Below are 14,659 nucleotides of genomic sequence, written 5' to 3'. Positions count from 1 at the left end.
AGTCCCCCGGCGCGTCACACCCGGTCCCGTGTGTCCTCCCTCGAACCGCGCCGTGTTCGAACCCGGAAAGCGAGTATCACGGAACGTGGCGACGAACCCCCGCGAGCACCTCCGCTGGAACCTCCTCGACCAACCCGGGGACCCCGTTCCGTGGAACAGCTACGAGGCCCGCTCCCTCAAGACCTTCTACGAGCGCCTGGCGGACGCCGCGGACCAGGCCGCCACCGACCTGCGCAGGCTTGAGGGAGACAAGCTGGGCGAGGGCGAGACGATCAAGGCGCTCAAGGAGCTCGTCGAGGAACTCCCCTCGCACCTGGACAAGGCGCACACCGCCTACGAGAAGGGCTACAAGGCCCTGGAGACGTGGGCGGACGCGCTGGACGCGGCGAGGGAGAAGAGCGAGACCGTCGCCATCCTCGCGGCGGGCGCCTACGACGGTCTGGCGGACGACGAGCGGGACACCTGGAAGGAGGGCGAGGGCGGGGACGACCCGCTGCGTGAGGAGTACGTCGTCCGGCTCAGGCGGGTCACCGACGACCTGGACGAGGCCGCCGAGACCGCCAAGAACGCCCTGGAGGACGCCAAGCAGGGCGACCCGAACAAGCTCTGGGGCTGGTTGGACGCGATCGTCACGTGGGTGGAGGAGAACCCCCTCATCTACGCCGCGATCATGGTGGTCGCCGGTATCGCCGCGATCTTCATCCCCGGTCTGGGCATCGCGCTCGCCATCGCAGCGCTCTCCATCAGCGCCGCCACGCTGCACCGCGAGGGCAAGCTCGGCTTCAACATGGAGACCGTCCTCACCCTCGGACTCGACGCCATGTCGCTGATCCCGGGCGGTGTGCTCCTGCGCGGCGGCCGGGCCGTCTCCCGGGTCGCGGGCCCCTTCGCTAGCCGGGCCTCCGGTCCCGTGCGCCGGGGCGTCAGGACCACCGCCAACGCGGTTCGCAACAACCGGGCGGTCCAGACGGTGACGACGAACGTCGGCAGAGCGAAGTCCTCGGTGTCGTCGACGATCAACGGGAACCGCGCACTCCGGGTGGGCGCCGACTTCGTCGCCACCGGAACGAAGGACACCGCCGTCGGTATGGGCTCCTCGATCGCGGTCCAGATGGCCGGGGGCACGAGCTGGGAGGATATCAACCTCACGAACGAGCTGATCGGCGCCGCCGCGACCAACTTCCCCGCTGCCGGGGTCAGCGCGGGCAAGACCGAGTGGGACCTGAGCCACTCGTCGAGCGGCTCCGGCTCGTCCGGCACCACGACCACGGGTTCGGGCGGCGGCGACAACACTCCCGACATCGATACCCCCGACATCGATGTGGACACCGCTCCGGGCGGCGACGGTTCCGGCGGTGGCGGCTCCACCGACGGTGGCGGGAACGATCCGACGGCCGCGAACGACGCGGGTGCGCCGCGTTCCGGGGACGATCCGGCCACGCCGGGCTCGGGAGACGGCTCGGTTTCGCCGACGGGCGCCGACGGCGCGGCTCCGCCCCAGACGGGTGCCGACCCGCAGCCCTTCCAGGCCGAGGGCCCGGGCTCCTCCGGGGACGCGGCCCCGGCCCAGACCAGTGGTGACACGCAGACCACGCAGGCGGCCGACACCACTTCGGCCCAGACCGCCGGGGACACCGGACCGACCCACACCGACGGCGGCGACACGGGTTCCACCCAGTCGGGTGGCGACACGTCGACCAGCCAGTCCAGCGGCGGCGACGGTTCCTCCTCCCGAACGGACGGTGACCCGGGCTCCGTTTCCGGTGACACCGCGCAGCCGCGCATGCCCGACGCACCCGACCCCGACCAGTACGACGACCTGGGCGAGGGCGGCGTGGCCGTGACCAGGAACGCCCCGGCGGGCAACGGCGGCGGCGACTTCCCGGCGCGCTCGCAGAACCGGATCGGGGACCCGGACCCGGACTCGTCCGGCCAGCGCGACGCCGACACGCCCGGGGACACGACCTCCCCGACTCCCCGGGCCTCGGGCGACGGAACCACCGACACCGACGACCCGGCGGCCGCGCACGAGCCAGACCGCCCCACCCCGAACCCGGACACCACCAGACCCTCGGACGCGACCACGTCGGACAGCGGGCCGACGACGGACGGCCCGAATCCGGACACGTCCGGGCCCGAGGACACGCCCACCCCCGACACCCCGGCCCCCGCCGGGGAACGGATCGACGTCGAGGGCGCCCGGGGCGAGTACCGCACCGTCGAGGGCCCCGACGGGCAGCCGAACGTCACCTACCGCTACCCCACGGGCGACGGCGACTACACGATGACCGTCAGCCCCGACGACGTGACCGTCAACGGCACCTCGGTCCAGCGTCAGGACAACGGTTTCCAGGTCACGAACGCGGACGGCGCCTCGGTCAGCGTCTCCAACGGCGAGCGCGGCCAGCCCGGCACCATCGACCTCACCAGCCCCGACGGTGAGCGGGGACCCTCCTACAGCTCCAATGGTTCCGGCGGCTCCGATCGCCCGGGACACGCCGACCACCCGGGCGAGGTGCGCGTCCCGACCCGGGACGGCGACGTCTCCGCCTACCGCGGTCGGGACGGCGCCACCATCCGCACGGACGACGGCCTCACGGTCAACCAGTCCCGTGACGGCGCCGCCCAGATCACCCACAACGGAGACGGCGCCGTCGACCTGCGCTTCAACGACGGCCCGCGCGTCAACCGCCCTGAGGGCGAGCCCGGCGCCACACCGCGTACGACCGTGACCGACCCCCGGTCCGGGCGGACCGCGCAGGTCGGCAGCGACGGCTACCGGGTCGACACCGGGGACGGCGCCACGCACGGCTACGACCGGGGAACCGACACCGCCACCCTGGACGCGAACGGAAGCCGCGTCGAGGCGGGGCCGGACTCGGTCCGGGTCACCGACGAGTCCCGGGGAGTCGATATGCGGCAGGGCCGCGACGGCCGGGGCACGGCGGTCGGCGCGGGCTCCGGGGGACGGGTACGCGAGGACGGCAGCGCCGAGATCCGCACCGACAACCCGACGGCCACCCCGCACGCGACCCTGGGCGCGGACGGGCACGCGCAGGTCGGCGGCACCCAGGCCTGGCCGGGCCAGGTGGTGAACCCGGACGGTTCGGGAGTGTGGATCCGTCCGGGACGGGTGGATCCGGTGTCCGGGGACAGGATGTCGTCGGACACGATCGAGGTCCGCGGTCCGGATGGTTCGGCGCGCTCCTACGGGATGGACGGCCGGGCTCTGGGCGAGTACCCGTCGCTGAGCCCGAACCCGGGGGCGAGTGGGTCGTCCGCGCACGCCAGCGACGACCCGTCCTCGTTCACCATGGACATGGGCGGGAACCGGATCACGGTCACGTCGGGTTCCGACCCGACGGTGCGTGCGGACATCCCGTCCGGACACCCGGACCACCCACGGGGCTGGTCCGTCACCGCTTCGCGCGGCGGCGAGGTCTCGGTCAGCGCGCCCCCGGACGCCCGCGGGGACCGGCTCCAGGTCACCAACCGGCAGCCCGGCGAGCCCGGCGGCAAGGTCTCCACCGATATGTCCACCGACCTCCACCGGATCGGATCCGGCCCCGATGGAGTGACCGCCGACGCCTCCGGCGGCGTCCACGCGGGCAGCACCGAGCGGGGCTCCCACGTCGGTGACGGCACGCTGCGCACGGAGGTCACCTCCGACGGCCACGGAGGCGCGGAGACGAGGACCCCGTCCGGCGACCCCGTCGCCGGGCACTCGGGCTCGGAGGGTCACGTCGCCACCGATTCCGGAGTCACCGTCCGCACGAGGGGCGACGAGGTCACCGCGGACGTGCCGAAGGGCTCCAACCAGACCGTCCGGGACGGCGGCGGTCGCACGATCGACGTGCGCCCCGACGGCACCACCATGCGCGGACCGAGTCCGGACACCCCCGAGTCCGTCCCGCTCCGCATGGGCGAGACCGCGGGCGACGCGGGGCGCGTCCCGCCGGGCTGGCGTGTGGAGACCACCTCCGACGGGAGCATGGCCGCGTCCACCCACCCGGACAACGAGATCATCGTCCGCTCGCCCGACGACATGTCGCGCACACCGCACATCACGCGCAACCCGGACGATGTCGAGTACAGGAACGGTGATGTCAACGGCAACCAGACGAGGTCCGGCCGCAATGAGGTGAGTGACGGGAACGGGACGACGGTCCGCGACAGTCGGCGCGGGGTGCGGGTCACGAGCGGGGACGACAGCCCCGAACTGCGGATCACCGAGGACCAGGTCCGGGTCACCACCGCCACCCCCCGTTTGCTCGGCACCGTCGAGCGCCAGGACGTCCAGATCGTGGACATCCCCACCGCCCGGCCGGACACCGGGACGGATGCGCCCCGACCGGGGTCCGGCGGGGGTGCGCCCGCGCCGGGTCGGGACGCGTCCGCTCCGACCCCGCGCCAGGACTCCGACGCGCCCGACGCACGCAGGGACACCACCGACACCACCGACACCACCGACACCGACGGCTCCACGCGTCCGGAGTCCGGCGACGGTCGGTCGGACGCCGACGGCTCCCCCGGGAACGACCGCCGGGGAGACGACGCCTCCGGCGACGGCGACCCTCCGGTGCGCTCGGAACTGAACTCGATGCGGACCACACTCGTCCAGACAGGCGAGACGTTCGTCAAGAACGTCCTCAACGTCCTCGGCGGGTTGGCCGCTGAACACCTGTGGATCGGGGAGCCCGGAGTGGCGGGCATCCAGACCGCCGACGTCGTCCAGGCGTTCACGCAGTTGGGGACGTCGGTTCCCAAGGGGTTGGCCGAGGCCAGGATGGGCGACATGTCGGATCTGCCGCCTGGTGTCGCCCCCTTCGGCCTGGAGATGTCCCACCAGGCGGCGCGCAACATGTGGCGCGACGACACCATGGACGCGATGTACGAGGAGCAGGTCGACACCGCCGGGGAACTGAACGATGTCAAGAAGAGCATCGATTTCCTCAACGACGTGTTCATTCCGGAGATCGACAGCCAGCTCGAGAACGCCAGGAACAACGGCGCCGGTCCGGAGGAACTGGAGCGGCTGGAGGCCCTCCGGGAGGCCGCGGAGAACCAGAGGGAGTCCCTGGTGCAACAGCGGAACGAACTCCACGAGGAGATCACCCACCGGACCCCGGGCGAACTCTGGGACGGACTGACCGACCGGGGCTAGGACCGACCGGCGCCCGAGGAAGGAGAAGCACCCATGGCCAGGATCGTCAAGATCGACATCGACGCGCTCCACGAGATGGAGCGGTCCCTCATCCGCATCCAGAACGCCTTCGCCAACGAGGACGTCAAGAGTCCGGAGGAGAAGGCCGAGGACATCGGCCCCGCCAAGGTGGTCGACAAGGCCAAGGAGTACGGCGAGGACTGCAAGAAGAACTACGAGCGCCAGGCCGAGGACCTCGGCGCCCTGCTCCAGGCCCTCACACCCGTCATCGACACCTTCACGGAGGCCGACGAGGAGCTGGGCAAGAGCCTCTCGGAGAACAAGAACGACACGCCGCCCCCGCCGCCGGGCCCCGGCCCGGTCGCCGTCTGACGGACCGCGAGCGACGAGGAGACACACCGCCATGCCCTACCTCTTCGAGGAGGACGTCCCGGAGTACGTGATCGGGTTCGACATCGACATCCCCGGTCACTGGAAGCAGTACGACCTCTCCGGCGACGCGCTCGCCCGTATGCGCGCCCAGGCCGTGGAGCAGTACGGCAACCGGCCCGAGGAGATGAGCGCCCTCAACGACCTGTTCAGCGACATCGCCCAGGTCACCAACGACGCCGTCGGGGCCGGTCTGCTGTCCGCCGCGGGCGTCTTCGAGGAGTACGACGACGGCTTCTTCATGGCGACCGTGTGCGTCTTCGTCTTCCCCTCCGGGCGCGGTGACCAGGCCCTGGAACCCGTCCGCATGGTCGAGAACGTCTACTCGGGCTCCGCGACCGCCCGCGAGGGCACCTGGCTGCGCAAGGTCGCCGCCGACCTGACCCACACCGGGCTCGGACTGTGCGGACGCGTGTTCGGCGTCACCGACCACGACATGGACGACGCCATCGTCCGGTCGGTGGCGATGCACACCGCGTTCGAGGTCCCCGGCCTGGACAAACGCGTCATGGTCAGCTGCACCAGCCCCAACTCCCGGGAGGCCGAGGAGGTCCTGGACCTCTTCGACGCCATCACCGGTACCGCCCGGTTCTGGGAGGAAGCGACCCCAAGCTCCTGAACTGGGCAGACCCGGCGGTGATCGGGTCCGATGACCATGTTCACCGCCATATCCACGACAATGGACCGGCGCGGGCGCGCCCGCGGTCTCCGCTGGGGAGCCGGCCGGTCCGACGGACTTCGTCCGGCACGAGATCCGACACACGAGGAGAGACACATGCCCGCGTACAACGTCGACAGCGACAAGACCGATGAGGCCTCGGGCTCCCTCACCCAGGACTTCAACGAGTTCCAGGAGCGGCTGGAAGGCATCAAGGGCCGCATCGACGGCCTCATCGCCGACGGGTACAGCACCCCCGCGGCGGAGAAGCACTTCCGTCCGTTCTTCGAGGAGTTCCAGTCCGGGTTCGAGAGCGTGAACCAGGGCCTGGAAGGCATCGCCAAGTACGTCAAGCAGGTCGGCACCACCTTCAGCGAGACCGACGACAAGCTCGGCGAGGGCCTCCGCAACGGCTGACCCCGCCCGACACGTGGACGGGGGCGGTCGCGGACCGCCCCCCACCTCCATCCCCCGACGACGAACGACCGGAAGCAGTACCCACCGTGCGCCTCCTCTTCACCGCGACACCCGCCACCGGCCCGTCCGGGCACGGGCCGGACGGCTCGGCCCCCGTGGCCTCCTCCGCGCTGCGGCTGGACGTCCTCGTCGACGCCGACCCGAGCGCCACGGTGCACCAGCTGGCCGAGGTGATCGATCCGGTCGTGCGTACCGTGCCCCGGGCGCCGGGGCAGGAGGTGCCGCTCTTCGTCGGGGACCGGCCGCTCACGCCGGGGACGACCCTCGCCGACGCCGGTGTCCTGGACGGCTCGGTCATCGGGGTGGGCGCGCCGGCCGAGGTCAAGGGGGAGCCGCCCGGCGTGGTGGAGGTCCGGGTGGTCTCCGGGCCCGACGCCGGACGCGTCGCGCGCCTGGACCCGGGCGACTACCTCGTCGGGGACGACGAGGTCGCCGTGCTGACCGTGGACGCCGACGGGTACTGGGCGCGGATCCGGGTCATGCCCGACGGCACCGTCACCATCCTGTCCACGAGCGGCGGCTCGGGGTGCGCGCTGGAGGGCGACCCCGTCGACCCCGGCGCCGAATGGCCGCAGGGCGAGCAGCTCACCCTCGGCGGGACCCTGTTCGAGGTGTGGCCCAACCACCGGGCGGACGCCTCCGTGGTGCCCTCCGAGGACGGGACCGGTCTGGACTACAACCGGCCGCCCCGGCTGCACCCCGCCCCGACCAAGACGAAGTTCAAGCTGCCCAGCCCGCCCGAGCCGCCGGACCGGCCGATCGCGCAGCTGCTCCTGATGATCCTCATCCCGATCACCATGGCGGTCGGCGGCGCGCTCGTCATGAACCGCCCGCAGATGCTGCTCTTCGGCCTTCTCGCGCCGATCTCGGTGGCCTTCACGCAGATCATGCAGCGCCGCACCAGCAAGGTGCGCTACGAGAAGCAGCTCGCGGAGTTCGAGGAGAAGACCGAACGCGTCACCAAGGACGCCCGCGACGCCCTCGTCGCCGAACAGCGCCGCTTCCGTGACACCTGCCCCGACCCCGCCGCCGTCCTCCTGCTGGCGACCGGCCCGCGCTCACGCCTGTGGGAGCGGCGCCAGACCGACGACGACTTCACCCAGCTGCGCGTGGGTACCGGGAGCATCCCCTCCCAGGTGGTGCTCACCGATCCGACCAAGGACGAGCACCGCAGGGACGTCACGTGGGACATGCGCGACGTGCCCGTGAGCGTGTCGGTGAAGGACAACGGCGTCGTGGGCGTGGCCGGGAGCGGTGAGGGCGCCCAAGCCCTGGAGCGCTGGCTCGTCGCCCAGCTCACCACCCTGCACAGCCCGGCCGAGCTGCACCTGTACCTGCTGTCCATGGAGGGGGACCACAACCGCTGGCGGTGGACCCGCTACCTGCCGCACCTGCGCTCGGAGACGCCGCAGCTCTCCCTGAGCCGGATGGGCATCGACGCCACCACCTGCGCCCGCCGCATCTCCGAACTCCTCGTCATCCTGGAGTCGCGCACCAAGGCGCGCCGGGACGGGGCGGGGGACGATCCCGCGATCGTGGTCGTGCTCGACGGCGCCCGCCGCATCCGCTCCCTCCCGGGCGTGGTGCAGCTCCTGCGCGAGGGTCCCGAGGCCGGGATCTACGTCCTGTGCCTGGACGCCGACGAGCGCCTGCTGCCCGAGGAGTGCCAGGCGGTCGTCAGCATCACCCCGCACGGCATGCGGCTGCGCCGGACCTCCTACGACAACGTCGAGGACGTGCGCCCCGACGTCCCCTCCGCCGCGTGGGCCGACCGCCTGGGCCGCGCCCTGGCTCCCATGCGCGACAGCAGCGTCGGCGAGGGCGGCGGATCACTGCCGCGCAGCGCCCGGCTGCTCGACGTCATCGGCCTGGAACCGCCGAACGGCGAGGCCATCGCCGCGCACTGGGCGGGCGGCGGCCGCAGTACCGTCGCCACTCTGGGCCTGGGCCTGGACGGCCCCTTCGCCGTGGACATCCGCCGCGACGGCCCGCACGCGCTCATCGCCGGTACCACCGGTTCCGGTAAGTCCGAGCTGCTCCAGACCCTCGTGGCCTCGCTGGCGGCGGTCAACCGCCCCGAATCGATGTCCTTCGTGCTCGTCGACTACAAGGGCGGCAGCGCGTTCAAGGACTGCGTCGACCTGCCGCACACCGTCGGCATGGTCACCGACCTGGACACCCACCTGGTCGGCCGGGCGCTCGTCTCCCTCGGCGCCGAACTGCACCGCCGCGAGCACATCCTGGCCAAGGCCGGGGCCAAGGACATCGAGGACTACCTCGAACTGCTCGACCGCGATCCGCGCATGCCGCAGATGCCCCGGCTGATGCTGGTCATCGACGAGTTCGCGTCCATGGCGCGCGAGCTGCCCGACTTCGTCAAGGGCCTGGTCAACATCGCCCAGCGGGGCCGTTCGCTCGGCATCCACCTGGTGTTGGCCACCCAGCGCCCCGGCGGAGTGGTCACCAACGACATCCGCGCCAACACCAACCTGCGCATCGCCCTGCGGATGACCGACGAGAGCGAGAGCCGCGACGTCATCGACGCGCAGGAGTCCGCGCACATCGGTATCGACACGCCCGGCCGCGCCTACGCCCGGCTCGGTCACGCCTCCCTGCTGCCGTTCCAGTCCGGACGGGTCGGCGGCCGCCGCGTCGTGGCCGTGGCCGACGCCTCCGACCCGGTCGTCCACCCGGTCAAGTGGTCGGACCTGGCCCTGCCCGCGCCGACCGCGGCCGAGTCCACGACGGAGACCGGCGACGTGGAGGTCACCGACCTGACCGTCCTGGTCTCCGCGGTGAAGGAGGCCGCCGAGCGGATGGGGGCGCGCCGCCAGCCCAGCCCGTGGCTGCCCGCGCTGCCCACCGGGCTCACCCTGTCCGAACTCCTGCGCGGCCGTCCGCCCGCCGCCGAGCCCGGACGGATCCGGCCAGCGCCGGTCGGACTGATCGACGTCCCCTCCCAGCAGCGCCAGTTCCCGTACACGCTCGACCTGGCCAAGACCGGGCACCTGCACGTCATGGGCTCCGGCCGTTCCGGCCGCTCCCAGACCCTGCGGACGATCGCCGCCTCCCTCGCACTGGCCCACCACCCCACCGACGTGCACATGTACGGCCTGGACTGCGGCAACGGCGCCCTGCTGCCGCTGGAGCGGCTGCCGCACTGCGGGGCCGTCGCCCAGCGCACCCAGAGCGAGCGGGTCGTGCGCCTGCTCGGCCTGATCGGTGAGGAACTCGACCGCAGGCAGAAGCTGCTGGCCGCGCACGGGGCCGCCGACCTGGAGGAGCTGCGCGCGGCCGTGCCCGCCGCCGAGCGCCCGGCCCACATCGTGCTGTTCATCGACCGACTGGACGCCTTCGAGCAGACCTTCGGCGAGTACAACTACGGCGCCCTCGTGGAGGACGTCACCACCCTCATGCGCGACGGCGCGGGCGTGGGTCTGCACGTCATCGCCACCGGCGACCGGGTCCTCACCCGGACCAAGTACTCCTCCACCACCGAGGAGCTCCTGGTCCTGCGCTGCAACGACCGCGGCGACTACGGCGCGGCGGGGCTCAACCACCGGGACCTGCCCGAGGAGGTCCCGGACGGCCGGGCCTTCCGCGCGGGCGACTCCATGGAGGTGCAGATCGCGCTCCTGACCAGGAACCTCCAGGGCGCCGCGCAGGCGGCGGAGGTGGGGCGCATCGCCGACTACGTGGCCCGCCGCCCCCAGGCCGGGGACGGACCGCGGCCCTTCCGCGTGGACGTCCTGCCCGACCAGATCGGCTACGCGGACATGGCCCGGTACCGCACCGAGCCCGCCCGGCCGCTCTCCGCTCTGTTGGGCGTGGGCGGCAACGAGCTGTCCGCGGTCAGCGCCGACCTCTCGCGTATCCCGACCTTCCTGGTCAGCGGGCCGCCGCAGTCGGGCCGCTCCAGCATGCTCACCACCATGGCCATGTCCCTGCTGGAGGCCGGGACCGAGCTGCTGCTCGTGACCCCGCGCGGCTCGCGCCTGACGGACCTGCGCACCCGTCCGGGCGTGCGGGCCGTCATCGACGCGGCCGAGCCGAAGCTGTCGCAGCTGCACGAGGCGCTGGGCAGGTTCGAGGCGGACACGGCGGTGGTGGTGGTCGACGACGCGGACCTGCTGCTCAACAGCGACCTGGGCAAGGAGTTCACGCGCATCGCCCGTGGCATGGTCGGCCCGGGGTGGGGCATCGTCGCCGCGGGCACCAACGAGACGCTCCAGGGCGGGTTCAACGGCTGGCACGTCCACCTCAAGCGCAACCGCGTGGGGGCGCTGCTGTCGCCGCAGAGCCAGGCCGACGGCGAAGTGCTGGGCCTGCGGCTGCCCAAGGGCGTGTCCAGCCCCCGGCTGACGCCCGGCACCGCCTACCTGCACCTCGGTGACGGCCGTATCCAGCAGATCAAGGTGCCCCACCCGTGAGCGCGGCAGGGCCCGGGGGAGCCCCGCCCCCCGAACCGTGACCGACCGGCCTCCCGTGCCGGCGCCGGTCCGGGACGCTCTACTATCCGAATACCGGCACGACCCTCCCGGCCCACCCCTGCCCCGGGTGCCGTTCCCCTCTCCACTCGCCTCATCCGAACCAGGACCCGTCCCCAGTGAGCGCAACCCCCTCGTCCGTCAACCTGCCCACGACGGCCAGCGACCTGACGCCCTCCGACCCGACGCGGATCGGCCCCTACCGGTTGGTCTCCCGCCTGGGGTCGGGCGGTATGGGCGTCGTGTACGCCGCGCAGGACCAGCTCGGCGAGCTGGTCGCCGTCAAGCTCATCCACGCCGAGTACGCCGCCGACCCCGAGTTCCGTGCCCGCTTCACACGTGAGGTCGACCTGCTGCGCCAGGTCGGCGGCGCCTGCGCCGTGCCGCTGCTCGCGGCCGACACCGACGCCGAACGCCCCTGGCTGGTCACCCCGCTCGTGCGGGGCCTCACCCTCAGCGCCTACATGCGCAAACACGGCGCCCTGGACGAACGGCTCCTCCTCGGTCTGGCCGCCGGCGTCGCCGAGGCCCTCGCGCAGATCCACGCGGCCGGGGTCATCCACCGCGACCTCAAGCCCGCCAACATCGTCCTCTCGCCCGAGGGGCCCCGGGTCCTGGACTTCGGCGTGGCCCGCGCGGTCGACCAGACCGCGCTCACCCGCACCGGCGCCGTCATGGGGTCGCCCGGGTGGATCAGCCCCGACCACTACCAGGGCAGGCCCGCCAGCACCGCAGACGACGTCTTCGCCTGGGGCGCGCTCGTCTCCTACGCCGCGACCGGCCGTCCTCCGTTCGGTTCGGGCGACCCCGCCGCCGTGGCGCACCGGGTGATCAGCGGCGATCCCGACACCGCCGGGTTCACCGGCCCCCTCGCCGACCTGGCCGCCCGCGCCCTGAGCAAGGAGGCGGAGGACCGCCCGACCGCGATGGAGCTGGTCAACGGCGTGATCGCGGTCGGCAACCCCGGGCGTGCGATCGCCCCCCTCCCCGACGCCTCGTCGGCGGGCGGGGCCATGGCCGCCCTGGTCGACAACAACTGGACCGGGGTGCAGACCGCCCCCGAGCGCGCGTTCACCGTGGCGCCGGAGAAGGGTTCGGGGGCCGGGCGCCGCGTCCTGCGCCTCGTCGGCGCCGGGGCGGCGGCGCTCGTGGTCCTCGCGGGCCTGGGCTTTGGCGGTGTGGCCGTCGCGCGGAACTGGGACGCGCTGCCCGTCGCGGCCTGGTTCGAGGACGCCCCCGACCAGCCGGCCGAGGAGGGCGAGGCCGGGGAGGAAGGCGACACCCGCCGCCCCGGCCCGGTGGGCGAGGAGCCCACCGAAGACGCCCCACCCTCCGAGGACCCGTCCGCCTCCCCGTCCGACGAACCCTCCGAGAGCGAGGAGGGCGACGCCGACGACGCCGACGGCGGCGGGGAGACGACCACCGCCATGGCCACGGTCGGCTCCGGGGTGAGCGCGGGCGGTGAACGCCCCTCCGGCGACCACGTGGTCGCCTTCCGACCGGAAGGCGGTTCCGCCCGGTACGCACTCCTCGACGGGGCCGACGTGACGTGCGCCTGGAGCTTCTGCCAGAGCCAGGGCGGAGGGGTCGCCAACGGGGCCTCCGGGACGGTCGCGTCCAGCCCCCGGGCGCTGACCGGCTACGTCAACAGCGGTGGCCGCACCATCGAGGCGCAGGTCACCTACACCACGGCCGAGGACGGCACGATCACCATCACTCGGCTGGTCGAGCAGCACCGCACCAGCGGCAGCGGGACCCCGCCGTGGTAGGCGGGCGAACACGCACGGACGGGAACGCCAGGAAGGACAGGAGAGCAATGCACAGGACCCTCGTACGCGGGGCCGCAGTCGCGCTGGCCCTCGCCGCGACCGTGGCCCTCGCCGCCCCGGCCCCCGCCACCGCCGCGAGCTACGGCGGCCAGTGCGGGGACGGGTACGGCGTGCTCGGCAGCGCCGACGTCTCCGGAGGCACGGTGTTCGTCACCTACAACTCCTCGGAGGGGAAGAACTGCGTCGTCACCGTCCGGAACAGCACGGGCAGCGCGATCAGCATGGACGCCGCGCTCAAGCTCAGCTCTGGCACGTCGTGGCAGACCGACCCGGGGCAGTGGCAGACCTACGCCGGGCCGGTGTACCTGTCGGCGGCGGGCCAGTGCGTGGACTGGGGCGGCTCGATCCAGGACAACTGGGTCGTGCGCAACGGGACGTTCTGCAGCTAGGCGGAGTTTTTGGGGCCTGCCGCTTCGCTTCGGCCCGTGTTCGGGCGACCGGTCCGAGGAGGGCCGGAGCGACGTCAGTGGTGGGTGCGCGGGCCGTGCCGTCCGAAGCTCCGGAAGGTGCCCTTGCGCTCCTCCGCGGCGGCACGGGGGCGCGGGGTGGTGGGCCGCTCGCCCTCCTCGGCCTCCGCCTGCGGCTCGGCTCCCGCCTTCGGTTCGGCTTCCTCGGCCTCCGCCTCCGGTCCGGTCTCCGCCTCCGACTCGGCCCCCGACACGATCTCGGTCCGCACGATCGTCCAGGCCAACGGCCAGAACGCGACGATCGCGGCGAGGCCGATCACGTAGAAGGCGCCGAAGAACGGAGTCACCGCCGCCAGGCCCATCACGGCCAGGGCGACCGCCACCACGATCGTCATCGACCGGCCCATGATCTCAGCCCGAACGACGCCCGCGGCGAACGCCAGCGACCCGAGCAGGAAGGCGACGGTGCCGCCCGCCAGCAGCGTCAGCAACCACGGCTGCAGGGCCTGCACCAGCGCCAGGGTGTCGGCGCCCGTCGGGATCGCCGTCGCGACGGCCACCTCCATCCCCGCCAGCGCGGCGACGAGCACCCCGGCCACGATGACCAGGGGGAGCGCGAAGAAGCTCCACTGCTGCTCGCCCGCCTCCCTCAGCCGGCTGCGGAGCCCCTGGAAGGCCAGGACGAACAGGGCGAGGGCCCCGACCGTCAGCAGGTGTGCCATGGCCCACCGCATCGAGTCGGCCTCCATCGTCTGCACCACGACATCCGAGGACAGAGTGGCGCCCACCAGGAAGGGGTGGTACAGGAGCACGGCCAGCAGGATCACCGGGGCGACGGCCATGGCGGCCACCCGGAACCAGTTGCGCGTGCGCGTGGACATCGTGCCCACCTCCGGTCCGAGACCCGGCCCGGGCGCCCGTGCGGCCCGGGCACAGACGGTTCTTCTCCACCCTACGACGACAGCTTCCTCCGGTACAGGTGGGACGGACCCGCGCTGACCTGGATCGTCCCAGGCGGCGGATGAGCGGGAGCCGGTCGTCCCTCCGGTGCCGTGGTGTTCCCCGCCCACGGCTTCGCGACTCACGGTGTCCGTGGAGTTGCCCACGGTTCTCATCGGGGTAGGGTCGAGCAGGCGCACGTGATGCGCCACGAGGACGCGTCGGCGCCAGAGCGGGGATCTGTCGCCGCCGCGTAGCGGACACGGCCC

At 72.7% G+C, this 14,659-nt stretch carries 8 protein-coding genes; 7 read left to right on the top strand and 1 reads right to left on the bottom strand.

Going from position 1 to position 14,659, the window contains the following annotated elements:
- The first annotated feature begins 85 nt into the window (after positions 1–85).
- From KIK06_RS20330 to KIK06_RS20300, 7 genes are all read left to right on the top strand, one after another.
- Positions 86–5,164, top strand: coding sequence for a hypothetical protein (locus tag KIK06_RS20330; RefSeq protein WP_268644711.1), 5,079 nt, complete (start codon positions 86–88; stop codon positions 5,162–5,164).
- A gap of 33 nt (positions 5,165–5,197) precedes the next feature.
- The gene (locus KIK06_RS20325; protein ID WP_268644710.1) at positions 5,198–5,536 is read left to right on the top strand and encodes a hypothetical protein; all 339 of its coding nucleotides are present in this window, start codon (positions 5,198–5,200) and stop codon (positions 5,534–5,536) included.
- A gap of 31 nt (positions 5,537–5,567) precedes the next feature.
- Complete coding sequence (locus KIK06_RS20320) at positions 5,568–6,212, top strand: hypothetical protein (RefSeq protein ID WP_017600545.1); 645 nt, start codon at positions 5,568–5,570, stop codon at positions 6,210–6,212.
- 156 nt (positions 6,213–6,368) lie between these two features.
- Complete coding sequence (locus KIK06_RS20315; RefSeq protein WP_017600546.1) at positions 6,369–6,668, top strand: WXG100 family type VII secretion target; 300 nt, start codon at positions 6,369–6,371, stop codon at positions 6,666–6,668.
- An 86-nt stretch (positions 6,669–6,754) separates the two neighbouring features.
- Positions 6,755–11,158, top strand: a complete 4,404-nt coding sequence (locus tag KIK06_RS20310; RefSeq protein WP_268644709.1) for an FtsK/SpoIIIE domain-containing protein — start codon at positions 6,755–6,757, stop codon at positions 11,156–11,158.
- A 176-nt stretch (positions 11,159–11,334) separates the two neighbouring features.
- Positions 11,335–12,984, top strand: coding sequence for a serine/threonine-protein kinase (locus KIK06_RS20305; protein ID WP_268644708.1), 1,650 nt, complete (start codon positions 11,335–11,337; stop codon positions 12,982–12,984).
- Positions 12,985–13,031: 47 nt separating this feature from the next.
- A complete protein-coding gene (locus KIK06_RS20300) occupies positions 13,032–13,433 on the top strand; it encodes a spore-associated protein A (protein WP_268644707.1) in 402 nt (133 codons plus the stop codon).
- Between the two features lie 74 nt (positions 13,434–13,507).
- Here KIK06_RS20300 and KIK06_RS20295 read toward each other — a convergent pair whose 3' ends face one another.
- The gene (locus tag KIK06_RS20295) at positions 13,508–14,332 is read right to left on the bottom strand and encodes a hypothetical protein (protein ID WP_268644706.1); all 825 of its coding nucleotides are present in this window, start codon (positions 14,330–14,332) and stop codon (positions 13,508–13,510) included.
- Positions 14,333–14,659 lie beyond the last annotated feature (327 nt).

The organism is Nocardiopsis sp. EMB25, from assembly GCF_026797795.1.
In the GTDB taxonomy this organism is placed as follows: domain Bacteria; phylum Actinomycetota; class Actinomycetes; order Streptosporangiales; family Streptosporangiaceae; genus Nocardiopsis; species Nocardiopsis lucentensis.
Note: the sequence above shows the minus strand (reverse complement) of the source record. Positions and strands in the feature narration are given on the sequence as shown.

What these genes read in the sequence shown, in the direction of transcription:
- KIK06_RS20325 (WP_268644710.1), top strand. Translation starts at nt 5,198, where the DNA reads ATGGCCAGGATCGTCAAGATCGACATCGACGCGCTCCACGAGATGGAG.
- KIK06_RS20320 (WP_017600545.1), top strand. Translation starts at nt 5,568, where the DNA reads ATGCCCTACCTCTTCGAGGAGGACGTCCCGGAGTACGTGATCGGGTTC.
- KIK06_RS20315 (WP_017600546.1), top strand. Translation starts at nt 6,369, where the DNA reads ATGCCCGCGTACAACGTCGACAGCGACAAGACCGATGAGGCCTCGGGC.
- KIK06_RS20300 (WP_268644707.1), top strand. Translation starts at nt 13,032, where the DNA reads ATGCACAGGACCCTCGTACGCGGGGCCGCAGTCGCGCTGGCCCTCGCC.
- KIK06_RS20295 (WP_268644706.1), bottom strand. Translation starts at nt 14,332, where the DNA reads ATGTCCACGCGCACGCGCAACTGGTTCCGGGTGGCCGCCATGGCCGTC.